Source organism: Streptomyces sp. NPDC018026, assembly GCF_044327745.1.
Classification (GTDB): Bacteria; Actinomycetota; Actinomycetes; order Streptomycetales; family Streptomycetaceae; genus Streptomyces; species Streptomyces rubrogriseus.
Genome location: NZ_JBIRFY010000011.1, coordinates 95,167 through 118,158, shown reverse-complemented (window position 1 = coordinate 118,158; position 22,992 = coordinate 95,167). Strand labels below are relative to the sequence as shown.

General features: G+C 69.3%; 21 protein-coding genes, 1 tRNA gene and 2 pseudogenes. 14 read left to right on the top strand and 10 right to left on the bottom strand.

Features of this window, described 5'->3' with window-relative positions; all coding sequences use genetic code 11:
* Positions 1 to 70: 70 nt before the first annotated feature.
* A complete protein-coding gene (locus ACH4D3_RS29465; RefSeq protein ID WP_398328112.1) occupies positions 71 to 2,338 on the top strand; it encodes a transglycosylase domain-containing protein in 2,268 nt (755 codons plus the stop codon).
* A 118-nt stretch (positions 2,339 to 2,456) separates the two neighbouring features.
* Here ACH4D3_RS29465 and ACH4D3_RS29460 read toward each other — a convergent pair whose 3' ends face one another.
* On the bottom strand, positions 2,457 to 2,921 hold the full coding sequence (locus tag ACH4D3_RS29460; protein WP_007452125.1) for a GatB/YqeY domain-containing protein: 465 nt from the start codon (positions 2,919 to 2,921) through the stop codon (positions 2,457 to 2,459).
* Between the two features lie 120 nt (positions 2,922 to 3,041).
* Here ACH4D3_RS29460 and ACH4D3_RS29455 point away from each other — a divergent pair, with 120 nt between their 5' ends.
* The 3 genes from ACH4D3_RS29455 (at position 3,042) to ACH4D3_RS29445 (ending at position 5,015) form a co-directional block, all read left to right on the top strand.
* Entirely contained in the window at positions 3,042 to 3,971 is a 930-nt protein-coding gene (locus ACH4D3_RS29455) for a metallophosphoesterase (protein WP_398328109.1), read from the top strand.
* A gap of 150 nt (positions 3,972 to 4,121) precedes the next feature.
* Positions 4,122 to 4,874, top strand: coding sequence for a Pr6Pr family membrane protein (locus tag ACH4D3_RS29450; protein ID WP_398328106.1), 753 nt, complete (start codon positions 4,122 to 4,124; stop codon positions 4,872 to 4,874).
* A gap of 67 nt (positions 4,875 to 4,941) precedes the next feature.
* A tRNA-Pro gene (locus tag ACH4D3_RS29445) sits at positions 4,942 to 5,015 on the top strand.
* Between the two features lie 65 nt (positions 5,016 to 5,080).
* Here the strand turns inward: ACH4D3_RS29445 and ACH4D3_RS29440 are convergent.
* Positions 5,081 to 5,299: pseudogene (locus ACH4D3_RS29440) on the bottom strand (site-specific integrase); the annotation flags it as partial.
* Between the two features lie 123 nt (positions 5,300 to 5,422).
* Here ACH4D3_RS29440 and ACH4D3_RS29435 point away from each other — a divergent pair.
* Positions 5,423 to 6,433 carry a hypothetical protein gene (locus tag ACH4D3_RS29435; protein ID WP_398328103.1) on the top strand — a complete coding sequence of 337 codons (1,011 nt, stop codon included), beginning with the start codon at positions 5,423 to 5,425 and terminating at the stop codon, positions 6,431 to 6,433.
* 201 nt (positions 6,434 to 6,634) lie between these two features.
* Here the strand turns inward: ACH4D3_RS29435 and ACH4D3_RS29430 are convergent, their stop codons facing one another.
* The 3 genes from ACH4D3_RS29430 to ACH4D3_RS29420 form a co-directional block, all read right to left on the bottom strand.
* Entirely contained in the window at positions 6,635 to 7,279 is a 645-nt protein-coding gene (locus tag ACH4D3_RS29430) for an RraA family protein (RefSeq protein ID WP_398328100.1), read from the bottom strand.
* Between the two features lie 71 nt (positions 7,280 to 7,350).
* The gene (locus ACH4D3_RS29425; protein ID WP_398328097.1) at positions 7,351 to 7,974 is read right to left on the bottom strand and encodes a CE1759 family FMN reductase; all 624 of its coding nucleotides are present in this window, start codon (positions 7,972 to 7,974) and stop codon (positions 7,351 to 7,353) included.
* 23 nt (positions 7,975 to 7,997) lie between these two features.
* Entirely contained in the window at positions 7,998 to 9,101 is a 1,104-nt protein-coding gene (locus ACH4D3_RS29420; RefSeq protein WP_398328442.1) for an LLM class flavin-dependent oxidoreductase, read from the bottom strand.
* 359 nt (positions 9,102 to 9,460) lie between these two features.
* On the opposite strand from ACH4D3_RS29420, the gene ACH4D3_RS29415 reads away from it, so the two are divergent.
* The 3 genes from ACH4D3_RS29415 (at position 9,461) to ACH4D3_RS29405 (ending at position 11,843) form a co-directional block, all read left to right on the top strand.
* Positions 9,461 to 10,213, top strand: a complete 753-nt coding sequence (locus ACH4D3_RS29415; RefSeq protein WP_398328095.1) for a flavodoxin family protein — start codon at positions 9,461 to 9,463, stop codon at positions 10,211 to 10,213.
* A gap of 20 nt (positions 10,214 to 10,233) precedes the next feature.
* Complete coding sequence (locus tag ACH4D3_RS29410; protein WP_398328093.1) at positions 10,234 to 11,214, top strand: DUF5996 family protein; 981 nt, start codon at positions 10,234 to 10,236, stop codon at positions 11,212 to 11,214.
* A gap of 107 nt (positions 11,215 to 11,321) precedes the next feature.
* Positions 11,322 to 11,843: an FtsK/SpoIIIE domain-containing protein gene (locus ACH4D3_RS29405; protein ID WP_398328090.1), complete on the top strand. Its 522-nt coding sequence runs from the start codon at positions 11,322 to 11,324 to the stop codon at positions 11,841 to 11,843.
* Between the two features lie 39 nt (positions 11,844 to 11,882).
* On the opposite strand, the gene ACH4D3_RS29400 is transcribed toward ACH4D3_RS29405, so the two are convergent.
* Positions 11,883 to 12,470 (bottom strand): TetR/AcrR family transcriptional regulator, encoded by a 588-nt coding sequence (locus ACH4D3_RS29400; protein WP_398328087.1) that lies wholly within the window; start codon positions 12,468 to 12,470, stop codon positions 11,883 to 11,885.
* A 139-nt stretch (positions 12,471 to 12,609) separates the two neighbouring features.
* On the opposite strand from ACH4D3_RS29400, the gene ACH4D3_RS29395 reads away from it, so the two are divergent.
* Complete coding sequence (locus ACH4D3_RS29395) at positions 12,610 to 13,992, top strand: erythromycin esterase family protein (RefSeq protein WP_398328084.1); 1,383 nt, start codon at positions 12,610 to 12,612, stop codon at positions 13,990 to 13,992.
* 49 nt (positions 13,993 to 14,041) lie between these two features.
* Here ACH4D3_RS29395 and vanS-Sc read toward each other — a convergent pair whose 3' ends face one another.
* Together vanS-Sc and vanR-Sc are read right to left on the bottom strand one after the other, a co-directional pair.
* On the bottom strand, positions 14,042 to 15,136 hold the full coding sequence (gene vanS-Sc, locus ACH4D3_RS29390; protein ID WP_398328081.1) for a VanSc-type vancomycin resistance histidine kinase VanS: 1,095 nt from the start codon (positions 15,134 to 15,136) through the stop codon (positions 14,042 to 14,044).
* Positions 15,129 to 15,824 (bottom strand): VanSc-type vancomycin resistance response regulator transcription factor VanR, encoded by a 696-nt coding sequence (gene vanR-Sc, locus ACH4D3_RS29385; RefSeq protein ID WP_398328078.1) that lies wholly within the window; start codon positions 15,822 to 15,824, stop codon positions 15,129 to 15,131. Before vanR-Sc ends, vanS-Sc begins: the two co-directional genes overlap by 8 nt.
* Positions 15,825 to 15,911: 87 nt before the next feature.
* Between vanR-Sc and vanJ the strand changes: the two genes are divergently transcribed.
* From vanJ to vanX, 5 genes are all read left to right on the top strand, one after another.
* Positions 15,912 to 17,045: a teicoplanin resistance protein VanJ gene (gene vanJ, locus ACH4D3_RS29380; protein ID WP_398328075.1), complete on the top strand. Its 1,134-nt coding sequence runs from the start codon at positions 15,912 to 15,914 to the stop codon at positions 17,043 to 17,045.
* Between the two features lie 175 nt (positions 17,046 to 17,220).
* Positions 17,221 to 18,429, top strand: coding sequence for a lipid II:glycine glycyltransferase FemX (locus ACH4D3_RS29375; RefSeq protein ID WP_398328073.1), 1,209 nt, complete (start codon positions 17,221 to 17,223; stop codon positions 18,427 to 18,429).
* Positions 18,430 to 18,526: 97 nt separating this feature from the next.
* The gene (gene vanH-Sc, locus ACH4D3_RS29370) at positions 18,527 to 19,540 is read left to right on the top strand and encodes a D-lactate dehydrogenase VanH-Sc (protein WP_398328070.1); all 1,014 of its coding nucleotides are present in this window, start codon (positions 18,527 to 18,529) and stop codon (positions 19,538 to 19,540) included.
* A 10-nt stretch (positions 19,541 to 19,550) separates the two neighbouring features.
* Positions 19,551 to 20,591, top strand: coding sequence for a D-alanine--(R)-lactate ligase VanA-Sc (gene vanA-Sc, locus ACH4D3_RS29365; RefSeq protein ID WP_398328439.1), 1,041 nt, complete (start codon positions 19,551 to 19,553; stop codon positions 20,589 to 20,591).
* A complete protein-coding gene (vanX, locus tag ACH4D3_RS29360; RefSeq protein WP_398328067.1) occupies positions 20,588 to 21,196 on the top strand; it encodes a D-Ala-D-Ala dipeptidase VanX in 609 nt (202 codons plus the stop codon). The genes vanA-Sc and vanX overlap by 4 nt, the downstream gene beginning before the upstream one ends.
* 43 nt (positions 21,197 to 21,239) lie before the next feature.
* Here the strand turns inward: vanX and ACH4D3_RS29355 are convergent.
* Both ACH4D3_RS29355 and ACH4D3_RS29350 read right to left on the bottom strand, forming a co-directional pair.
* Positions 21,240 to 22,012, bottom strand: a pseudogene (locus ACH4D3_RS29355) (MBL fold metallo-hydrolase).
* 11 nt (positions 22,013 to 22,023) lie between these two features.
* Positions 22,024 to 22,893 carry a CPBP family intramembrane glutamic endopeptidase gene (locus ACH4D3_RS29350; RefSeq protein WP_398328064.1) on the bottom strand — a complete coding sequence of 290 codons (870 nt, stop codon included), beginning with the start codon at positions 22,891 to 22,893 and terminating at the stop codon, positions 22,024 to 22,026.
* Between the last annotated feature and the right edge of the window lie 99 nt (positions 22,894 to 22,992).

Sequence of the window (22,992 nt, the reverse complement as noted above, 5' to 3'; positions counted from 1 at the left end):
GTGACAGTTGAGTGCAGCTTAGGCCAAGGCATATACGCGTGTCCGGCGAATGAGAACGTAGGCTGCCTCCATGCCAAAGAAGCGCTCGGGCGGTGGTCTGTCGCCAACGCAGCAGGCCGCCAAGTTCCTCGGTGTCAGTGTGCTCGCGGGAGCAGTGCTGGCCGGCATCGCGTTGCCCGCTGTGGGCGCGCTGGGGCTGGCCGCCAAGGGGTCGGTGGAGGGCTTCGACGCCCTCCCGGCCAACCTGAAGACTCCCCCGCTGAGCCAGCGCACCACCATCCTCGACGCCGAGGGCGGCACCATCGCCACGGTCTACTCGCGCGACCGGACGGTGGTGGACCTCAAGGACATCTCGCCGTACATGCAGAAGGCGATCGTCGCGATCGAGGACTCCCGCTTCTACGAGCACGGCGCGATCGACCTCAAGGGCGTCCTGCGCGCCCTCAACAAGAACGCGCGCAGCGGCGAGGTCTCGGAGGGCGCCTCCACGCTCACCCAGCAGTACGTGAAGAACGTCTTCGTGGAGGAGGCGGGCGACGACGCGACGAAGGTCGCCCAGGCCACCCAGCAGACCATCGGCCGCAAGATCCAGGAGCTGAAGCTCGCGATCCAGGTCGAGGAGGAGCTGGGCAAGAAGAAGATCCTCGAGAACTACCTGAACATCACGTTCTTCGGCCAGCAGGCCTACGGCGTCGAGGCGGCCTCCCAGCGCTACTTCTCCAAGCACGCCAAGGACCTCAACGTCCAGGAGGCCGCCCTCCTGGCCGGCATCGTCCAGTCGCCCAGCCGGTACGACCCGGTCAACGACGAGGCGGAGGCCACCAAGCGGCGCAACACCGTGCTGAACCGCATGGCCCAGGTCGGCGACATCTCCCCGGCCCAGGCCGAGAAGGCGAAGAAGGCGCCGCTCGGGCTGAAGGTCAGCAAGCCCAAGAACGGCTGCATCACGGCCGTGAACGACGCGAGCTTCTTCTGCGACTACGTCCGCGAGGTCTTCCTGAGCGAACCGGTCTTCGGCAAGACCCGCAAGGACCGGGCCAAGGTCTGGAACCAGGGCGGCCTGACCATCCGCACGACGCTCGACCCGCAGGCCCAGGAGTCGGTGCACCAGTCCCTCAAGGACCACGTCAACAAGTCGGACTCGGTGGCCGCGGCCAGCACCCTGGTCGAACCCGGCACCGGCAAGATCGTCGCGATGGGCCAGTCGAAGCCGTACGGCTACGGCAAGAACGAGACCGAGATCAACTACTCGGTCGACCACGCGGTCGGCGGCTCCAACTACGGCTTCCCGACGGGTTCGACGTTCAAGCCGTTCCTGGCGGCCGCGGCCCTGGAGGAGAACGTGCCGGCGACGAAGGAGTACTCGTCGCCGTACGACATGGACTACCCGAGCCCCATCCAGACCTGTGACAAGCCCTGGATCAACGACTCGGGCTACCGCCTCGAGAACGAGAACGAGTCGGAGGTCGGCCCGTACCGGCTGAAGGAGGCGATGGCCAAGTCGGTCAACACCTACTTCGTCCAGATGCTCGCCGACATCGGTCTGTGCCCGGTCGCGTCCATGGCGGACAAGCTCCACGTCCACCAGGGCAACGGGGACAAGCTGCCGCAGAACCCCTCGGCCCTCGCCCTCGGCTCGGTCGGTATGTCCCCGCTGACGATGGCCAGCGCCTACGCGACCTTCGCCTCGCGCGGCATGTACTGCACGCCGGTCGCGATCGAGTCGATCACCCAGAAGGTCGGCAACAAGCAGAAGTCGCTCGAGGTGCCGAAGTCGACCTGCTCGCGCGCCATGACGGAGAAGACCGCGGACAGCGTGAACACCCTGCTGCAGGGCGTGGTCGACTCCGGTACCGGTAAGGCGGCCGGTCTGAGCGACCGCGCCAACGCCGGCAAGACGGGTACGACCGACGAGCGCAAGAACGCCTGGTTCGTCGGCTACACGCCGAACATGTCGGGCGCCGTCTGGGTCGGCAGCGCCAGCCAGGAGGTCGAGATGAAGAACATCACGATCGGCGGCGTCTACCACCCCCTCGTCTTCGGTGGCGCGGTCCCGGGCCCGATCTGGAAGGACGCCATGACCGGCGCCCTGTCGGGCAAGGACTCCCCGTCGTTCAACCTCGTCGACATCCCGGACGGCGACAAGGACAAGGACAAGAACAAGGACAAAGACAAGGACAAGGGCCGCGACGAGGACAAGCCCGACGACGGGAACAACGGCGACGACGGCTTCATCGCCGGCCTGACCAACGGCGGCACCGGCGACGGCGGCGGGGACGGCGGCTTCCCGGGCAACCTGATCCAGGGCCCGGGCAACGGCCCCGGCGGACGACGCTGACCCGTTCCCTTCACCTGTGAGGGCCCTCCCCGCGACTGCGGAGAGGGCCCTCACAGGTACTACCGATCCAACCGGCGCACCGGCTTCATCCGCGTCGTAAGGACGACGCCGCGATGGCTCAGCCGGCCAGGAGCTTCTTGACCGCGGCGGCGACCCGGCCGCCCTCGGCCTGCCCGGCCACCTTCGGGTTCACGATCTTCATCACGGCACCCATGGCCCGCGGCCCCTCGGCACCGGCCGCCTTCGCCTCCTGCACGGCCTGCGCGACGATCGCGTTCAGCTCGTCGTCGGAGAGCTGCTTGGGCAGGTAGGCGGCGAGCACCTCGCCCTCGGCCTTCTCCCGCTCGGCCTGCTCGGCGCGGCCGCCCTGGGCGAAGGCCTCGGCGGCCTCGCGGCGCTTCTTCGCCTCGCGCGTGATCACCTTCTGCACCTCGTCGTCGGAGAGCTCGCGCTTCTCCTTCCCCGCGACCTCCTCCTTCGTGATCGCGGCCAGCGTCAGCCGGAGCGTGGAGGAGCGGAGCTCGTCGCGCTCCTTGATCGAGGAGTTGAGGTCGTCGTGCAGCTTCGCCTTGAGCGTGGTCATGGACCTGATTGTCGCAGGTACGCGAGGAACGGCGCCCGCTGATTTCCGCGCCCCCGGTGAAGGCGGCCGCGGACGGCCTCCCGCCACCGCTTCCCCCGCCGCTTCTGACACGATGGACGTATGCGCGCGCGATACGGAGTACCCCTGGGAGTCACGGCGGTTGGCGCCGCCGGTCTGATCTACGCGGCGGGGATCGAGCCCCGCTCCTTCCGCCTCCGGCGGGTGACGGTCCCCGTCCTCCCGTCCGGGATGCGTCCCCTGCGGGTGCTCCAGGTCTCCGACATCCACATGGTCGGCGGTCAGCGCAAGAAGCAGCGCTGGCTGCGGTCGCTGGCCGGGCTGCGCCCCGACTTCGTGATCAACACCGGCGACAACCTGTCCGACCCGGAGGGTGTCCCCGAGGTCCTGGACGCCCTGGGCCCCCTGATGGAATTCCCGGGCGCCTACGTCTTCGGCTCCAACGACTACTACGGGCCGCGGCCCCGCAACCCCGCCCGGTATCTGCTCGAGAAGGTCCAGGGCCGCCACGGCCTCAACGGCAACCCGCCCGTCGTCGGCGCCGTCCACAACCCGTGGGAGGACCTGCGCGACGGTTTCGACGCCGCAGGCTGGCAGAACCTGACGAACACCCGCGGCACGCTCAAGATCGAGGGCATGTCGGTCGAGCTGACGGGACTGGACGACCCGCACATCAAGCGGGACCGGTACACGGAGGTGTCCGGCGGCCCGTCCCCCACGGCCGACTTCTCGATGGGCGTGGTCCACGCGCCGTACCTGCGCGTCCTGGACGCCTACACGGCGGACGGCTACCCCCTGATCCTGGCCGGCCACACCCACGGCGGCCAGCTGTGCATCCCCTTCTACGGTGCCCTCGTCACCAACTGCGACCTGGACACCGACCGCGTGAAGGGCCTGTCCACGCACGCGTCCGGCGGTCACACGGCCCACCTCCACGTCTCGGCCGGCTGCGGCGCGAACCGATACACCCCGTTCCGCTTCGCCTGCCCACCGGAGGCGACGCTGCTGACGCTGGCGGGCCGGGAGAGCTGACCGATCCAGGGGGCCCGGGGCCCCGGGGGGGGGAGAAGCCTGTGGGCGAATCCAGACGGTCGCCGGGAGTAATCGAGTAACCAGGTCTCCGGGTAACCCACACGGCTCACCCACATAGCCCGCTATGTCCGGTCTGTCTACGTTGGGGCCATGACAGCCCCGATACCCAGGGACATCCCGGACCTCCCCCCGATCCCGGGCCATGTCGTCCTGCCGCCCACCGTCGTACCGGCCCGTGCCGTACTGATCCCGGCCCGCCGTCGCCCGGTCGCCGCCTTCCGCGGCCTGATCGCCCTGCTGGCCCTGACCGGCGTGGCGATCGAACTGCTCGACGCCGGCATCGCGCCCACGACGGCCCTGAGCCACTTCACGATCCAGAGCGGCATCCTGCTGGCGCTCGTCATGCTCGCCTCCGCCCGGTGCGCCTGGTCCGCCCACCACCCCCTGCCGGGCGCTCTCACGGGCGCGGCCCTCTTCTACGTCATCGCCGCCGCCCTGGTCCACCACGTACTCCTGGCCCACGCGTCGAGCCCGCTCACCACGCCCGACGGCAGCGGCACGGCCTGGCAGACCGCCGCGACCCACATCCTCCACACGGCGCTACCGGTGGCCGCGGCCCTGGACTGGCTCCTCCTCACCCCCGCCGGCCGCCTGCACCTGCGCCAGGCCCCCGCATGGCTCCTCTACCCCCTCGCCTACCTGGCCTTCACCCTGGCCCGCGGCGAGCTGCTCCTCCCCGGCGCCCAGGACCGCTACCTCTACCCATTCCTCGACGTCGCCCAGCACGGCTACAAGATCGTCCTCGGCAACGCCCTCCTCATCGGCCTCGCCCTCTACGCCCTGGCCGTACTCCTCGTGGCCCTGGACCACATCCGCCCGGACCCGTTCCGCCGCCCCCGATAAACCGGATTTCGTCTCCGGCCACCGGTGGGCTAAAGTAAACGACGTCGCCGCGACGAGCAGCGACAATCGGGGTGTGGCGCAGCTTGGTAGCGCGCTTCGTTCGGGACGAAGAGGTCGTGGGTTCAAATCCCGCCACCCCGACAGAGAAGTAGCAGGTGAGGGACCTAGGAACGTTCCTAGGTCCCTCACCTGTTTTCGTGTGCCTACGGGCGCTGTGGATCAGCGCCGAAGATCCCGTCAATGCCCTTGAGCGCTTGGCGGAAGGCACGGCGGACGTTGGCGGCGTCGGGCGGCTTGCCCACGGCCGAGGTGAAGACGAGCCCGTGTTCCTCGCACTTGTCGCCGGCCGCCGGCCGATCCCAGCCCGGATCCTCGGACTGCTGCCAGAGGGCATCGGCGCAGCGCGCAGGCGGAGCGAGTGTGCGCAGTTTGGTGGATGGCGGTGCCGGGCGCACCCCGCGTGTCGTACCTGCTTTCGCGACAGGAATACTGCCGACACCCCCCACGTCGAGCGTCACAGTGCTCTTCCTGGAGGGATTCGCCCAACCATGACACTCCTTGTCCTTCCCTGTCTGCTGTTGCTCTGGTGCTGGCTCAAATACGGTCTGCTGCCCCTGCGGTGGCAGAACTCCTACCTCGCCGGCCCCGATGCCCCGTTGCAACGCGCGTGCAGGGCTGCCGCCCGGGGCCGCTGGGAGCCCGCGGCCCAGCTCTTCGAAGACGCCGGCCAGGACTGGGAGCGCCGCTCCCTGTACGCACAGCGGTTGGGAGACGTCGCTGCCCGAGGGAACGACCGTTGGCTGAAGGCATGGGAGAAGGCCCGGCCCGATGATCCGGACGCCGCGCTCGTGGTGGCTCGCGCCAGGATCTCGTACGCGTGGGAGCTGCGAGGCGGTGCGTACGCGGACCGGACGTCGCAAGACCGGTTCGATTCATTCCACCGGGAGTTGCGGGGCTCGCAGGAGGACATCGGGCAGGCGGTGGCCCTGTGCCCCGGTGACCCCACACCGCTTGTCGCGGAGCTGTGGACGGCGCGCGGACTGGGCTACTCCCACGCGGAGACGGACGCGCTGTGGTCGCGGATCACAGACCTGGCGCCGCATCACTTCGAAGCGCACACCAGTGCCCTCCAGTACTGGACCGCGAAATGGCAAGGCTCGCATCAGCTCGCGCGGGAGTTCGCCCAGAAGTCGGCCGCGGGGGCGCCGCCGGGGAGCCTGCTGGCAGTGCTGCCGGTGATCGCCTGGTACGAGAGCCACAAGGACGAGCTGGGTCCGGTCGGATATTGCCCCCCTGATATCCGCGCACTGGTCGATGCGGCGCTCACCGATGCGGCACTCGCCGACCCGGATCACCCGAGGCTTGCGGAAGTACGGCACCTGTTGGGGTATTTCCTGTACCGGCAGGGCCGGTACAGAGCAGCCAGGGAGCAGTTCCGCCATGTCGACGGCTTCACGGAGGCCCTGCCGTGGCGGTATTCACGCCTGGCGCCGCTGCACTACCGTGCAGTCCGTTCGAAGACGGGCCGCGGGGCACTCATGGAACGCCGGCGGCGCTGAAGACGGGGACGCATCCGTCGGCCGAACCTTCGTGCGGGTCCCACACCAGCACGCCAACGGCTCCCGGAGCGACCCCCGCCGGAGAGCGAGAACGTGGTCGGCGTCGGCCTCTCCTGTCGTAACCGCCGCGAGGCCGCCGAGGCATCCCCGGCACGGTGACGTCCGCCCTCGGCGACATCCGCCGCAGTCACCATGGGGTCTTCAGCCGCCGTGCCGCATCCGCTCAGGGTCTTCGTCGCGGATCTGCTCGATCGACCGGTCGTCGTCGGCCTCTATCCGGGCCGCTTCCTCGATGACCTGACGCAGGCTGGCGGCGGGTACGACGACGGCCCCGCTGGCGTCGGCGTAGACGTAGTCTCCTGGCACGATGCACGCTCCACCGACCTCGACGGCGATGTTGGCCGCGAAGGGCATCACGGTCCCGCCTCCCCAGTGGGTGGCCTGGCCGCGGCACCAGGTGGCGAAGCCGTAGCCGGCGAGCTGGGTGAAGTCGCGGAGCCGGCCGTCGGCCAGGACTCCGGCCATGTTGTGGTTGTCGAGGCGGGAGAGTTTGGTGCCCCCTCCGTGGGAGGCGTCCGGATAGCCTCCGCTGGACAGGACGAGGACCTTGCCCTCGGGTGGGTCGGTGATGGCCTGGTGGAAGAGGCCGCCGAAGCCGAGCTGCGTCTGGGGCAGGTCGTCACGGTAGGGCCGGAAGGCGACGGTGACCGCCGGACCGAACAGAGTCCTGGTCGGGTCGGGACTGGCGAGGGCGAGGATGTGCGCGCGGTGCTTGTGGATGCGTCCCATCGCGTCGACGAGTGAGGCGCAGCTGAGTTGGCTCACGAGCCGGAGTTCGTCAGTCACGCGTACCACCTGTTCGTGCTGGAGTACGGACGGTCTTCCCACTGTTCCCGGGAGCGTCGGGGGCGTCGTCCTCAGGGCGAGTTGTCGGGGGAGGGGCCGAGGAGCTTCTCCATGGAGGCGAGTTCCTCGCTCATGGCGTCACGACGCCGGCGGGGTCCGCATGCCTCGATGAGGCGCGAGTAGTCCGCGGCTGCCGCGCGGACGCGCTCACGGAAGGGAGTGCCCTGCTGGGTGCCGAAGTCTTCGGTGGCGGCGTACACGCCTCGGGGCGAGACGATCGCGTGCAGGTAGGAGAAGAGGGGCCGTAGGGCGTGTTCGAGGACGAGGGAGTGCCGCTCGGTACCGCCTGTCGCCCCTATGAGGACGGGCATGTCGGAGAGGGTCTCCTCCGGCATCACGTCGAAGAAGCATTTGAACAGGCCGCTGTAGGAGGCGTTGAAGGCCGGCGTGACCGCGATGAGCCCGTCGGCGCGTGCGACGGTTTCGAAGGCTTCCTCGAGCGGAGTCGTGGGAAAGCCGGTGAGCATCGCGTCCATGATCGCCCGGCCCAGCCGGCGGAGTTCGATGAAGGAGGTGTCGGCTGTGACGCCGCGGCTGGAGAGCGCGACCCGCACCTCCGCTTCGAGGCGGTCGGCGAGCAAACGTGTCGAAGAGGGCTCGCGCAGACCGCTGGAGACGATCGCCAGGGTGGTCATGGCGTCACCTGTCCTTGCTCGAATCAGGTGTCGGGCCGATTGGCCGGGGCCGCTTCTCGAGCCGCCCGGAGCAGCGATTGATGGGTGGGGGCGGCGGGGACGTCGGCGGACCGGTTGGCCGCGAATTCCTTGCGCAGGACCGGTACGACCTCCTCGCCGAGAAGATCGAGTTGTTCCAGGACGGTCTTGAGGGGCAGCCCGGCGTGGTCGATCAGGAACAGCTGGCGTTGGTAGTCCCCGACGTACTCGCGGAAGCCGAGGGTCTTGTCGATGACCTCGGCCGGGGAGCCGACGGTCAGGGGCGTGAGGGTGGAGAATTCCTCCAGGGAAGGGCCGTGCCCGTAGACGGGCGCGTTGTCGAAGTAGGGCCGGAACTCGTTGACCGCGTCCTGGCTGTTGCGGCGCATGAACACCTGTCCGCCCAGTCCCACGATGGCCTGTGAGGCCGGGCCGTGGCCGTGGTGTTCGAAGCGCTGCCGGTAGACCCCCACCATGCGTTCGGTGTGCGAGGGGGGCCAGAAGATGTGATTGGCGAAGAAGCCGTCGCCGTAGTAGGCGGCGAGCTCCGCGACCTCGGGGCTGCGGATGGACCCGTGCCACACGAAGGGCGGGATGCCGTCGAGCGGACGCGGGGCGAGGGTGAAGCCCTGCAGCGGCGTGCGCATCTCGCCCTGCCAGTCCACCACGTCTTCGCGCCAGAGCCTGCGCAGCAGGCCATAGTTCTCGACGGTCAGGGGTACGGCCTTGCGGATGTCCTTGCCGAACCACGGGTAGACCGGGCCGGTGTTCCCGCGCCCCAGCATGATGTCGGTGCGTCCCTGCGACAGGTGCTGCAGCACACTGAAGTCTTCAGCGATTTTCACAGGGTCGTTCGTGGAGATCAGCGTGGTGGAGGTGGACAGGAGGATCCGTTCGGTCCGTGCCGCGATGAACCCCAGCAGCGTGGTGGGCGAGGACGGCACGAAGGGCGGGTTGTGGTGCTCGCCGGTGGCGAAGACGTCCAGCCCCACCTCTTCTGCTTTCACGGCGAGCCGCACGGTGTCCCGGATACGTTCCGATTCGGCGGGTGTCCTACCCGTGGTGGGATCCTCGGTGACGTCACCGACGGTGAAGACACCGAACTGCATATCCGTATCCGTCATCCCGTTGGCCCTTCCGTGCGCTTCCGGCCGCCTCGGGGCGCCGCCGGCCCGGGCCGACCTTCCGAAGAGCCACCTGCACAGACACGCGCCCCTCCTCATCCATCGACACACACATCGGACGCGCCCGCATCTTCACGGGGTGCGTGAGCCCCGGATCCTCTACCGGGCACGTGAAAGGTGCGGACGTCCCACGCCGTGTCGGCGGCCCGTGCCCGCCGAGGACATCGACGTCCGATCGCTTCGCCCCGGTGGGCGTGGCGGAGTCGGCAAACGTCCTGGTCCGACCTACGGTGCTGGTCGCGGCGCTCTCGATCTTCCCACCACGCACCCGAGGGGAACCGATCATGGCAGGACCCGGAACGGAAGCAGGCGCGAAGTCCACCGACGAGAACATGCCCCGTTTCGACGGGCTGCGGGCGCTGTTCGTCAACGCCACCCTCAAACCGTCACCCGAGGTCAGCAACACCGACGGCCTCATCGACCGCAGCGTGGAAATCATGCGGCACCACGGAGCGCAGGCCGGCATCCTCCGGGCCGCCGACCATGACATCGCCACCGGTGTCTGGCCGGACATGACCGAACACGGCGCCGCACGGGACGAATGGCCCCAGCTCTACCGCCGCGTGATGGACGCGGACATCCTGGTCCTGTGCGGCCCCGTCTGGCTCGGTGACAACAGCTCCGTCATGAAGCGGGTCATCGAACGGCTGTACGCCTGTTCGAGCGTACTCAACGACGCAGGTCAGTATGCCTACTACGGGCGTGTCGCCGGCTGCCTGATCACCGGCAACGAAGACGGCGCCAAGCACTGTGCCATGAACGTCCTCTACAGCCTGCAGCACCTGGGGTACACCATCCCGCCGCAGGCGGACGCGGCCTGGGTGGGGGAGGCCGGTCCGGGACCGTCCTATCTGGACGTCGGCTCCGGCGGGCCGGACAATGAATTCACCAACCGGAACACCACATTCATGACATACAACCTGCTTCATCTGGCGGCGATGCTGCGCGCAGCCGACGGCATCCCGCCCTATGGCAACCGGCGCACGGCATGGGACGCCGGCTGCCGCCCCGACTCCAGCAACCCGGAACACCGATAGCCGAAGCGGAGGTGGACGCCGTGAGTCTCCAGCACTCACCCACCGCATCCGACACCTCGAACCGCGCAGCATGGCCTTCACTACGAGTGGCCGACTGGACCAAGACGCGTGACACCCTGCACATGTGGACACAGATCGTGGGCAAGCTGCGGCTGGCCCACGCCCCGCTGGTCAACCACTGGTGGCAGGTCGCCCTCTACGTCACCCCGAGGGGCCTGACGACCAGCGCGGTGCCCTACGGCGACGGCGCATTCGACGCGGAGTTCGACTTCGTGGAACACCGGCTCGTCATCCGCAGCAGTGACGGTGCGAGCCGCGAAGTGGCCCTGGAGCCCGTTTCGGTCGCGACCTTCTACACCCGGACCATGCAGGCCCTGCACGAGCTGGGCATCGAAGCCGCCTTCCAACGGCGGCCCAACGAGGTGGAGCCCTCCATCCCGTTCGCCGAGGACGAGCAGCACCGCTCCTACGACGCGACGGCAGCGCACCTCTTCTGGCGCCAACTACTGCAGGCCAACCGCGTCCTGGGCCGCTTCCGGGCGGAGTTCACCGGCAAGGTCAGCCCTGTCCACTTCTTCTGGGGCGCCATGGACCTGGCATGCACCCGCTTCTCCGGCCGCGCGGCTCCCCCTCATCCGGGCGGCGCCCCGAACTGCGGCGACTGGGTCATGGAGGAAGGCTACTCACGGGAACTGTCCAGCTGCGGATTCTGGCCCGGCGGCGGCGACGAGGGCGCCTTCTACGCCTACGCGTACCCCGAGCCGGACGGTTTTGCCGCACACCCGGTGCGTCCCGAGGGCGCCTATTACAGCACTGAGAACGGACAGTTCCTGCTGCCGTACGAGGCCGTGCGCACCGCGCGCGATCCCGATCACGCACTGACAGAGTTCCTGCGCACCACCTACGAGGCGGCTGCCGAGCACGGCGACTGGGACCGCGCCGCACTCGAGAGTGATCCCCTCCGCTGGGACCGGACTGCGCCACGGGATGGGCCGGGCTGAACGGCCCCGCCAAAAGCCTCCGACCGTGCCGACGGGTCCGTTCCGGACCTGTTGTTGTCGCAACCGTCCCATCCGTCTCTACCACCGATACGCCCGACCTCGATGCGATGCCTTCCAGGGGGCTTCCGCGCCGCCTGCGCCCACCAGGTGTGGCTTTCTCCGCTGAAGAGCCCGGCCTCGCTCGACACCGTGCTGGCCGGCACCTCCAGGTCGTGGGCGGTGCCGGGTCGGGCAAGTCGACGCTGCTGCGCTCCCTCCCCGCGTCCTTCGCCCTCACCCACGCCCCGGACGACGTGCAGTTCTACGGCGTCGACCTCGGTGGCGGCGGTCTGTCGGCCATGAACCGGCTACCGCTGCCGCACGTGGGTGGCGTTGCCACACACCTCGACCCGGAGCGGGTCCGCCGGACGACGGCCACGGTGCACGGTGCACGGCGTGCTGACCCTCCGCGAAGCGCGGTTCCGCGAGTCAGGCGTCTCCTCCCAGGCGTTGGTGCCGCTCGTTCAGGCCAACGCGGCACGCGGCCTCGCCTACGGAGTCCCCGGCGACGTGCCGGACCGCGGCGTCGTGTTCGCGCTCGATCACGCCCGCCGAGGCGCCCGATGGAACTGCTCGACGCGCGACGCTGAGTCAGCACGCCGGAAACTGGGGGCCGTCTGGGTCGGCCCTTACCCGTCCGGGTGGACGAGGTGTGTGAGGGCTCGTAGGCCGGTGACGACCTCGGGGGCGCGGGGGGCCTGGTCGGGATCGGTGAGCCATTGGGTCATCAGGCCGGTGAAGAGAGCCAGTTGGGTGGAGCCGAGGGCGCGGACGGTCGCGTCGTCGATGTCGTCCTCGGGGGTGCCGCGCAGGAGGGCGGCGAGACCGCGGCGGCCGTGGGCCTGGCCGGTGGCGAGGTAGCGGCGCAGGTCGTCGGAGTGTTCGGCCTGCACCAGGGCTTCGAGTGTGGCGAGCCAGAGCGTGCGGTCCTCGGTGAACGACCGGATGACCGCTGCCCACAGGGCCTCGTAATGCTCGGCTTCGCTCGCGCCTTCGGTGCCGTACGCGGACAGGGTGCGGCCGAGCCGGGTGCCCCACTCGTCGATCGCCTCGATGAGGGCCGAGGTCAGCAGTGCCTCGCGGGAGCCGAAGTGGTAGCCGATCGCGGCCATGCTCACGCCCGAGGCGGCGGCGATGTCGCGCACGGTGATCCGCGCCCAGCCCTTTTCCTCCAGGCAGCGCCGGGCTCCAGAGAGCAGATCTTCACGGTTTCCCATGGCAGGGCAGGCTACCGGAGAGCTGGCACGTGCGCCTTAGGCGTACGCTCTATACATACGTCTTGCGCGTATGCCCAACAGCTGGCTATGGCCGTCCCGTTCGCATCGACCACTGCCTTCGGGACCTCCGGGAGTTGCCATGAACCGCCGCCGTCTGCTCACGCTCACCGCTGCCGCCCTCACCGCGGGAATCCTCCTGCCCGTCGGCACCGCCTCCGCGAGCACCGCCTCCGCCGGAGCCGCCGCCGGGGCCGCCGCCGGGGAGCCGGACCCAGTGGTCGGCGCACTGCAGCGGCGCGCCGTGCCCCTGGGCGATCTGGACGGCGTCGTGCGGATGTTCGGCGACGCGCGGGTGGTGGCCCTGGGTGAGGCGAGCCACAGCGGCCACGAGTTCTTCGCGCTCAAGGCGCGCCTCTTCAAGCGGCTGGTCGCCACGCGGGGCTTCACCACGTTCGCGCTGGAGGCGAGTTGGAGCACCGGGTTGCGCCTGGACACCTACGTGACCCGCGGTGTCGGTGACCCGGAGCAGATCATGCGTGACGAGTTCCAGGGCCAGTACGTCTTCTGGAACACCGACGAGTACCTGGACCTCATCCGGTGGATGCGGCACTACAACGTCAGCCACCCCCGCCGGCCGGCGCTCCGTTTCGTCGGCAACGACCTCGGCTATCCCGGGCCCGAAGCCTTCGACCAGGTCACCTCGTACGTCACCGCGCACCGGCCCGGTGTCGCCGGGCGGATCGCCGCCCTGTACGCCGGGCTACGGCCTGCCCGGAACGCGTCGGCCGGTGCCTGGATGGGGCAGCAGCTGGGCAAGGACCCAGCGTCCCGTCGGGCCGAGGCCGACCGTGCGGAGCGCGCCCTCACCGTCCTGCGCGCGTCCGGGCGGCCGCGGGGCTCAGCGGGCCGGGCCTACGACTGGGCCGTCCAGAACGCCACCGCCGTCGCCCAGAGCTTCACGGGGTACGCCTTTCCCGACGAGGAGTTCCCCGAGCGGATGCGCTATCGCGACCAGGTCATGGCCGACAACACCGCCTGGTGGCTGGCACACACGAACGGCAGGATCCTGCTCGCCGCCAACAACGGCCACGTCGCCTACACCAGCGACAACCCGCAGGAGTTCCCCGAACCGGTCGGCGCGTTCCTGCGCGAGAAACTCGGCAGGAAGTACGTGAGCGTCGGCCTGACCTTCAACGAGGGCAGCCTCAACGCCCTTCCCGACTACACCGCGCAGCAGCCGCAGAAGTACACCGTTGCCCCCGCCCCGGTCGGCCACAACGAGCACACCCTGGACCAGGTCCGCCATCGCGACTTCGCCCTGGACCTGCGCACCGCCCCGTCCGAGGCCCGGGCCTGGCTCGACACCGCCCGCCCCACCCGGTCCTACGGCCTGTACTGGTCCGACCAGGACCCGGAAACCGCCCTCGGCCGCTCCTACGACATAGTCATCCACCTGCACCGCGTCGAGGCGGCCCGCCTCCGGACGCTCGCGAGCGTCAAGGACGGTCACAGCCACAGCTGAGCCGGTGGCCGGGCGCTTGCGCCGGGCGGCGCTGTGCGGGCCCTTGCGCTCACCTGCCGGTGTACGGAGCGGCCGCGGGCAGTTCCACCGTGACGCGGAGGCCCCCGCTCTGGCGTGGGGCGAGGGTGAGGGTGCCGTCGTGGGCCTGGGTGATGGTGTTGACGATGGCCAGGCCCAGGCCGACGCCGGGGTGGTCGGTGTGTACGCGTTCGGTACCGCGCTGGAAGGGTTCGGTGAGGGTCGAGGCCTGGTGGGGGCTGATCAGGTCGCCGGTGTTCTCGACGACGAGCCGCGTGGTGCGGGGGCCGGGGGCGGTGTGGACCCAGACCCTGCCCCGGCCGGGGAGGTTGTGGACGATCGCGTTGTGGACGAGGTTCGTGGTCAGTTGGAGGAGGAGGGCCGGTGATCCGAGGGCGAGGGTCACGTGGCCGCTGGTTTCGAGGGTGACCCCGTGCTTCTCCGCGAAGGGGAGCAGGGTCTCCGTGGCTTCCTCCGCGAGGAGGGACAGGTCGACCTGTTCCCGGGTGAAGGAGCGCTGGCCGGCGCGGCTGAGCAGGAGCAGGGCCTCGGTGAGGTCGATCGCCCTGGTGTTCACGGCGTGGAGGCGGTCGATGATCTCGCCGGGGTCCTGGTGCGGGTCGGTGCGGGCCACGTCGAGGATGGCCTTCGAGACGGCCAGCGGGGTGCGCAGCTCGTGCGAGGCGTTGGCCGCGAAGCGCCGCTGTTCGCCCACGTGGGCTTCGAGGCGGGCGAGCATCTCGTCGAAGGCGTCGGCCAGTTCGCGGTACTCGTCCCTGCGGCCCGGCAGCCGGATGCGGTGGGAGAGGGATCCGGTCGCCGCCGTGCGGGTGGCCTCCGTGATGCGGTCCAGGGGGGCGAGCATGCGTCCGGCGAGGAACCATCCGCCCACGAGGCCGAACACCAGGAGGAACGCCATGACCCAGGCTGCCGTGGGCGCGAAACTGCGCAGGAAGATCGTGCCGGGAGTCGCTCTCACCGCCCCCCATTCATTGGTGATCAACCACCCCTGTCGCACGAGGAACACTCCTACGGCCACAAGCAGCAGGGCGCCCGCGAGCATGAGGAATCCCGCGTAGCTGAGGGTGAGCTTCAGCCGGACGCTGAGGCCGGGTCTCCTATCCACTGTGGCCGCCCGTCTGCTGGGTGACGGGTGCCGTGTCGATGCGGTAGCCGACGCCCGGCACGGTGGCGATGATCCCCGGTTCGCCCAGTCGCTTGCGCAGGGCCGAGACGGTGATGCGGACGGCGTTGGTGAAGGGGTCGGCGTTCTCGTCCCACGCGCGTTCCAGGAGCTCCTCGGCGCTGACGACGCCGCCCTCGGCGGCGACCAGGACTTCGAGCACGGCGAACTGCTTCCTGGTCAACGCGACGTAGCGGCCGCCCCGGTAGACCTCCCTGCGGAACGGGTCGAGGCGCAGGCCGGCGATCTCCCGCACCGGAGGCCTGCTGTGGGCGCGCCTGCGGTCGAGTGCCCGGAGCCTGAGCGCGAGCTCCTGCAGTTCGAACGGCTTGGTCAGGTAGTCGTCGGCGCCGAGTCCGAAGCCGGACGCCTTGTCGTCGAGGCGGTCGGCCGCAGTGAGCATGAGGATCGGCATGCCGCTGCCGGAGGCGACGATGCGTTCGGCGATCTCGTCACCGGACGGGCCGGGGATGTCACGGTCGAGGACGGCGATGTCGTAGGCGTTGACGCTCAGCAGCTCCAGCGCCGTGTCGCCGTCGCCCGCGATGTCGGCCGCGATGGCCTCCAGGCGCAGGCCGTCACGGATCGCCTCCGCCAGGTAGGGCTCGTCCTCGACAATCAGCACACGCATGGTGTCGAGGTTACGAGTCGCCACATATCGTCGGCATATCGAAAACCGCATACGTGCCGACAACACGCCGCCGCGTTCACTGGGCGTATGCGTCAGACCTCACCGCCAGCGCCGCCAGCGCCGCCAGCGCCGCCAACAGTCTCACCATCGCCGGACGCAGCGGCACCGGCGCCGACACCGACACCGGCACCGGCACCGGCATCGGCTCGGAGACGGCTTTCACGGGCGGCGCTCCGCAGCAGCGCCGTACGGCCGGAGCTCTGGAAGCGTGCGCCGGTGCTTACGGTGTCGGCACTGCTGCTGGGCCTCGTGATGATGCTGCACGCCGAGATTCCGAACCGGTTCGGATCCGTCGGTAGCCTGGTCGAGACCTTTCTGCCGTGGTTCGGCCTGTTCGTCCCCCTGCTGGCCGCCGGAGCGCTGTGGCGCCGCTCCCCCGCCGCGATGACCGCGCTGGTGCTGCCGGTCACGGTGTGGCTGAGCCTCTTCGGCGGGCTGCTCGGCGACAAGTCCGGCTCGGGCGGCGACCTCACCATGGCCTCCCACAACGTCGGCGCCGAGAATCCGGACCCGGCCGGCACCGCCCGCGACCTGGCCGCCTCCGGAGTGGACGTACTGGCGCTGGAGGAGATCACCGCGCAGGACCGGGACGTGTACGAGAAGGGACTGGCCAGGGAGTACCCGTACCACACGGTGCAGGGCACGGTCGGGGTGTGGAGCAAGCTGCCGCTGTCGGGCACGCGGCCGGTCGACATCGCGACGGACTACGGGCCACTGGCGGACACCAAACCGGCCGACGTCACGCTGGCCGGCAACCGTGCGCTGCGCACCACGGTGGCCACGGACAAGGGCCCGCTGGTGGTGTACGTGGCCCACCTGGGCTCGGTACGGCTCAATCCCCGGGCGGGATTCTGGACGGACTCCCGCGACCGGAACGCGTGGGCGCTCGGCGAGGCCCTCGCCGCCGACCGCAGTGAGCGGATCGCGCTGCTCGGCGACCTGAATGGCACCGTGGACGACCGCGCGTTGGCGGGCATCACGTCTCGGCTGCACTCGGTCCAGGACTCGGCCGGGGACGGGTTCGGCTTCAGCTGGCCGGCGAAGTTCCCAGTGGCGCGGATCGACCAGATCCTGGTGCGCGGCGTGGAGCCGACCGGTTCGTGGACGCTGCCCGCGACCGGCAGCGACCATCTGCCCGTGGCGGCCGGGGTCAGCTGGTGAGCCTGGTTGGCCTGGTTGGCCTGGTTGGCCTGGTCGACCTGGTCGACCCCGTGAGCATCGCCTGACGGGCGGGCGCGGTCGGTTTGGTCCGTCCCGGCCTCGGCCCGGAACATATCGTCGGCATATCGAAAACCGCATACGCGTCGGCAACACCCCGCCGCCTTGACTGGGGGGCATGGCCTACAGCGAACCAGTACGAACAGCGGCCCCGACGCGGCCGACCGTCCGGCCGATCAGCGCCGCCGAGCACCTGGCGTTCGTGCGGGCTCAGCGCTCGGTCAGCTTCCTGCAGACCCCTGCCTGGGGGCGCGTCAAGACCGAGTGGCGCAGCGAGTCCCTGGGCTGGTTCGACGGTGGACGGCTGGTCGGTGCCGGGCTCGTCCTGCACCGACCGGTGCCACGGCTTAAGCGCTTCACCCTGGCCTATCTGCCCGAGGGACCGGTCATCGACTGGACCGGCGACATCGACGCGTGGCTCGATCCACTGGCCGCCTACCTCAAGGCGCGCGGTGCCTTCGCGATACGGCTCGGTCCGCCGGTGTACACGGACATATGGAGCGCAGACGAGATCAAGGAAGGCATCGCCGATCCGGGCACGCGGCGACTCACCGGACTGCCCACCCGGTGGACCGATCCGGTCGGCGCCCACGTGACCGGCCGGCTGAGGGACGCCGGCTGGCTGCCGCAGAGCCCGGAGGACGGCTTCGGGGTCGGACATCCGCAGTTCAAGTACGAGGTCCCGCTAGCCGGAAGAACCGAGGACGACCTGCTCAAGGGCATGAACCAGCTCTGGCGGCGCAACATACGGAAGGCGGCCAAGGAGGGCGTTGAGGTCACTCTCGGGGATGCCACGCCCGGGTATGCCACGCCCGGGGAGGCGACGCTCGGGGAGGCGGTGGTTGCGGACGACCTGAAGGCGTTCCACGACCTCTACGTCCACACCGCCGAGCGGGACCGCTTCACACCCCGGCCGCTGCACTACTTCGCGACCATGTTCGCCGTACTCGGTGCCGAGGACCCCGAGCGGATCAAGCTCTACCTGGCCCGCCACCGAGGCGACCTGGTCGCCGCCACCATCATGATCCGGGTCGGCACCCACGCGGTGTATGCCTACGGCGCCTCGTCCACCGGGAAGCGCGAGGTACGCGGCTCCAACGCCTGCCAGTGGGCGATGATCCGCGACGCGCTCGCCGCCGACTGCGACGTCTACGACCTGCGCGGCATCACTCCGACCCTAGACGCGGACGACCCGCACGTCGGACTGATCAAGTTCAAGGTCGGCACCGGCGGTCGGGCCGTGCGGTACGTGGGCGAGTGGGACCTGCCGCTGCGGCCGCTGGTGTACCGGACCTTCGACCTCTACATGAAGCGACGTGGTCGATGAGGCGCCCCCTCAGCCGACACTACCGATCGGTAATATATCGTCAGGATATCGAAAAGCGCATACGGGATGGCAACACCGAAGCGCCTTGAATGGAGGCATGACCTTCTCCTCGACCTCCTCGATCCCTCCCCCGTCACCGCTCCTACCGGCAACGGGAATCACGGTTTACGGCTGCGGCCAGGACGAGGCCGTCCTGTTCCGTCGGACGGCACCCCGTTTCGGCGTCGAGGCGACCCTCACGGAGGCCGCCGTATCCGAAGTAAACGTCGAGCTGGCGGCCGGAAATCAATGCATCAGCATTGGCCACAAGACCCCGGTCACACCTGCCACTCTCCGTGCACTCCACCGAGCCGGCGTGACGTACATATCCACCCGGAGCATCGGTTACAACCACATCGATGTGGAATACGCGGCCGGCGTGGGGATATCCGTCGAGAACGTCGTCTACTCCCCCGACAGCGTGGCCGACTACACCCTGATGCTCATGCTGATGGCGGTGCGCAACGCAAAATCCACCGTCCGCCGCGCGGAGCTGCACGACTACCGGCTGAACGAGATACGCGGGAAGGAGCTGCGCGACCTGACCGTCGGGGTGATCGGGACGGGGCGCATCGGCGCGGCGGTCGTGGACAGGCTGCGGGGTTTTGGCTCTCGCGTACTGGCCCACGGAAATCGGCCCACCATCGCGGCAGATTATGTCTCTCTCGACGAGTTGCTGCGGTCGAGCGACATCGTGTCGCTTCATGTACCGCTGACCCCGGAAACGCATCACCTCCTCGATCAACGACGTATCCGGCGGATGAAAAGAGGCGCGTTCGTCATCAATACCGGACGCGGCCCGCTCATCGACACCGAGGCACTGGTCCCGGCGTTGGAGAGCGGCAGATTGAGCGGTGCGGCGCTGGATGTCGTCGAGGGCGAGGAAGGAATCTTCTACGCCGACTGCAGAAACAGAACCATCGAAAGCACGTGGCTGCCGCGGCTGCAAAGAATGCCGAACGTACTCATCAGCCCGCACACCGCCTATTACACCGACCACGCCCTGAGGGACACGGTCGAGAACTCCATCATCAACTGCCTGAATTTCGGAAGCAGGAAACAGCATGACTGAGTCGGACAAGTTGGCCAGGTTGAAGGTCGGCATCGTATTCGGGGGCTCTTCCGAAGAACACGCCGTTTCCGTCAAGTCGGCCCAGGAGGTGGCACGCAACCTCGACACCGAGAAGTACCAGCCCTTCTTCGTGGGGATCACGAAGGACGGCGACTGGAGGCTCTGCGACGGTCCCGGCCCGGACTGGGAGAGCGGCGGCTGCCGTCCGGTCGTGCTGTCACCGGACCGGAGCGTGCACGGGCTGCTCGTTCTGGAACAGGGGCGGTATCGGGCGGTCCGCCTGGACGTCGTCCTTCCCGTCCTGCACGGCACCCTCGGTGAGGATGGTGCGACGCAGGGGCTGCTGGAGCTCTCCGGCATTCCGTACGTGGGCTGCGACGTCCAGAGCTCCGCCCTGTGCATGGACAAATCCCTCGCGTACGTGGTCGCCAGGAGCGCGGGGATCGCCACACCGGATTTCTGGACCGTGACGGGGGACGAGACCATCGATCCCGGCCGGGTCACATATCCCGTGTTCGTGAAGCCGGCCCGTTCGGGGTCGTCCTTCGGCGTCAGCAAGGTGTCCCGGCCGGAAGACCTGGCGACCGCGGTGGAGTCCGCCCGGCGGTACGACACGAAGGTGCTGATCGAGGCGGCCGTCGTCGGCAGCGAGATCGGCTGCGCCATCCTGGGGAACGACCCCGACCTGATCGTGGGCGAGGTGGACCGCATCGCGCTCTCCCACGGATTCTTCCGGATACACCAGGAGGAGGAGCCCGAGAGCGGCTCGGAGAACTCGACGCCGGTCGTTCCCGCCGACATCCCGGCGGAGAAGCGGTCGCTCGTCCAGGAGACCGCGAAAACCGTGTACCGAGCCCTGGGATGCCGGGGGCTGTCCCGGGTGGACATGTTCCTCAAGGAAGACGGAGAAGTCGTCCTCAACGAGGTCAACACCCTGCCCGGCATGACCTCGTACAGCCGTTATCCGAGGATGATGGCGGCCGCGGGCCTGCCGCTCTCCGAGGTGATCGACCGGATGCTGTCCCTTGCGTTGACGGGGAAGCTCCGATGACCGGGGACTTCGCCTTCGTGGACGAGTTGGTGCCCGGAATCCGGTGGGACGCCAAGTACGCCACCTGGGACAACTTCACCGGCAAACCCGTGGACGGATACCTGGCGAACCGGATCGTCGGCACCAAGGCCCTGTGCGCGGCTCTGGGCAGGGCACAAGAGCGGGCCGAAGACCTCGGCTTCGGGCTGCTCCTCTGGGACGGCTACCGCCCGCAGCGTGCCGTGGACTGCTTCCTCCGCTGGTCACAACAGCCGGAGGACGGCCGGACGAAGGCCCGGCACTATCCGAACATCGGCAGGGCGGAGATGTTCGACAGGGGGTACGTGGCCGCCAGGTCGGGCCACAGTCGGGGTGGCACCGTCGACTTGACGCTGTACCACCTGATCACCGGTGAACTCGCCTCCATGGGCGGCGACCACGACCTCATGGACGCGATATCGCATCACGACGCCCGAGAGGTCTCGCGGGTCGAGGCCGCGAACCGCCGGCATCTGCGCTCGATCATGGCTGACTGCGGTTTCGCCTCCTACGACTGGGAGTGGTGGCACTACACGCTGAAGGAGGAACCGCACCCGGACACCTACTTCGACTTTCCCATCGCGTAGTCGTGCAGCCGAGCAGCCGAGCCGAGCGAGCGGGGGGCCACGCTCACGCCACCACGAAGGTGCGGCCGGGCGCGGCGTACTCCACCGGGCCCTCGTAGCGCGCCGCCGCCCGCTCGAGAGCGGCCGACGGCTCCAGGAACGGGCCGAGGTGGGTGACGACCAGGCGGTGCGCTCCGGCGGTGGTGGCGGTCCTACCCGCCTCCTCCGGGGTGTGGTGCACCGCCTCGGTGCCGGCCGACGGTACCTGCGCGGAGTCCGCCTCGCACAGCAGCACCGTGCAGTCGTCGGCGAGCGCGGTGAGCGCCTCGCATGGGGCGCTGTCCCCGGAATAGGCGAGACAGGCACCGTCCTCGGTCTCGACGCGGACCCCGAAGGCAGGCATCCCGTGCGACACGGCGCGGCTGGTGAGCGTGAGGCCGCCGATCCGGGCGCGGTGGCCGTCGTGGAGTTCGACGACCCGGAAGGCGTCCTCGACCGGGCTCCGTCGCGGGCCGTTGGTGAGGAAGCCGGCCAGCCGGTCGGCGATGCCGGGCGGTGCCAGCAGGGGGACGGGGCGGCGAGTTCGACCTCCGCGTACAGCAGGCCGTAGTACGCGGTCAGCAGGTCGGCGCAGTGGTCCGCGTGCAGGTGGGAGATCCAGATGCCGTCGAGCTGGTCCAGGCGTATGTGCTCGCGCAGCGCGCCGAGCGTCCCGCTTCCGGCGTCCATCCACAGTCGGGTGCCCGCGCCTTCAACGAGGTACCCCGAGCAGGGATTCCCTGCCCGGGGGTAAGGGCTCGCGCTGCCGAGGACCGTGAAGCGGAGATCGTCCGTCATGGCCGCGGAGTCTACGGGCGCTGCCGTCCCGTGCGGTGGGTGAGCAGGAGGGCTGTCACCGTCAGGGCCTGGATGCCGAGGATCATGGCCTGCACCTCCGGCTCCTCCACGGCGAGCAGGATCATCGTCGTGTTGACCGCGAAGTGCACCGCGATCGAGGCGATGATGCCGGCGCGCTCGTAGGCGGCGGTGACCAGCATGGCCATCGGGATGTTGCTGGCGACGAACAGGACACCGCTCGGGGTGGCGAGGCCCAGGTCGTGCTGGACGGTGCCGTCGATGAAGAAGAGCGGGAGGTGCCACACGGCCCAGGTGACGCCCAGCACCAGGCAGACCTGGAGGGTGCCCAGCTTCTCGCGCAGCCGCGGGTAGGCGGTGCCCCGCCAGCCCGGCTCCTCGGACAGCGGGCCGCTGACCAGCATGCCGACGAGGAACGCGGCGGGCCCGCCGAAGTCCTCGACGGCGTCCTTCGCCACGTCCAGACTCAGTTCGGGGCCGCCCGCACGGCTCGCCAGCAGGGCGGCGGCCAGTACGGTCGCCGAGCCCAGCACCAGCAGCAATACGGCCTTGCGCAGGAGTGCCGCCCGGAAGGGGACCGCGTGCTCCGGGACCGGTTCGCCGCGTCGGCGGCGGCGCACGCGGATGACGAGGGCGCCTATCAGGGGGCCGAAGGCGCCGAGCATGTAGGGGGCGTTGGCGGCTTCGTTCGTCTCCGTGCCGCCCAGCGCGATCGCCGTGCCCCAGGACAGCCAGCTCACGGCGAAGGCGATGACCATGAAGAGGGTCAGGTCGGCGCGGTAGTTGCGGCCGGGGGCCGGTGCGGCGGTGCTGACGGATGCGCCGAGTGAGGTGCCGTGCGGTGCCGTGTATGAAGTGGGCATGCCAAACCTTCGGTTGTCCGCGGTGATGGACGTCGCGGTAACGGACGTCGTGGTGATGGAGTTCGTGCTGATGGAGGTCGTGGGCGATGTGTGTCGTGC

Bases quoted from the DNA above. Each gene is read 5' to 3' on its own strand.
- ACH4D3_RS29465 (WP_398328112.1), top strand. From the start codon at position 71: ATGCCAAAGAAGCGCTCGGGCGGTGGTCTGTCGCCAACGCAGCAGGCC.
- ACH4D3_RS29460 (WP_007452125.1), bottom strand. From the start codon at position 2,921: ATGACCACGCTCAAGGCGAAGCTGCACGACGACCTCAACTCCTCGATC.
- ACH4D3_RS29455 (WP_398328109.1), top strand. From the start codon at position 3,042: ATGCGCGCGCGATACGGAGTACCCCTGGGAGTCACGGCGGTTGGCGCC.
- ACH4D3_RS29450 (WP_398328106.1), top strand. From the start codon at position 4,122: ATGACAGCCCCGATACCCAGGGACATCCCGGACCTCCCCCCGATCCCG.
- ACH4D3_RS29435 (WP_398328103.1), top strand. From the start codon at position 5,423: ATGACACTCCTTGTCCTTCCCTGTCTGCTGTTGCTCTGGTGCTGGCTC.
- ACH4D3_RS29425 (WP_398328097.1), bottom strand. From the start codon at position 7,974: ATGACCACCCTGGCGATCGTCTCCAGCGGTCTGCGCGAGCCCTCTTCG.
- ACH4D3_RS29420 (WP_398328442.1), bottom strand. From the start codon at position 9,101: ATGCAGTTCGGTGTCTTCACCGTCGGTGACGTCACCGAGGATCCCACC.
- ACH4D3_RS29415 (WP_398328095.1), top strand. From the start codon at position 9,461: ATGGCAGGACCCGGAACGGAAGCAGGCGCGAAGTCCACCGACGAGAAC.
- ACH4D3_RS29405 (WP_398328090.1), top strand. From the start codon at position 11,322: ATGCCTTCCAGGGGGCTTCCGCGCCGCCTGCGCCCACCAGGTGTGGCT.
- ACH4D3_RS29400 (WP_398328087.1), bottom strand. From the start codon at position 12,470: ATGGGAAACCGTGAAGATCTGCTCTCTGGAGCCCGGCGCTGCCTGGAG.
- ACH4D3_RS29395 (WP_398328084.1), top strand. From the start codon at position 12,610: ATGAACCGCCGCCGTCTGCTCACGCTCACCGCTGCCGCCCTCACCGCG.
- vanR-Sc (WP_398328078.1), bottom strand. From the start codon at position 15,824: ATGCGTGTGCTGATTGTCGAGGACGAGCCCTACCTGGCGGAGGCGATC.
- vanJ (WP_398328075.1), top strand. From the start codon at position 15,912: ATGCGTCAGACCTCACCGCCAGCGCCGCCAGCGCCGCCAGCGCCGCCA.
- ACH4D3_RS29375 (WP_398328073.1), top strand. From the start codon at position 17,221: ATGGCCTACAGCGAACCAGTACGAACAGCGGCCCCGACGCGGCCGACC.
- vanH-Sc (WP_398328070.1), top strand. From the start codon at position 18,527: ATGACCTTCTCCTCGACCTCCTCGATCCCTCCCCCGTCACCGCTCCTA.
- vanX (WP_398328067.1), top strand. From the start codon at position 20,588: ATGACCGGGGACTTCGCCTTCGTGGACGAGTTGGTGCCCGGAATCCGG.
- ACH4D3_RS29350 (WP_398328064.1), bottom strand. From the start codon at position 22,893: ATGCCCACTTCATACACGGCACCGCACGGCACCTCACTCGGCGCATCC.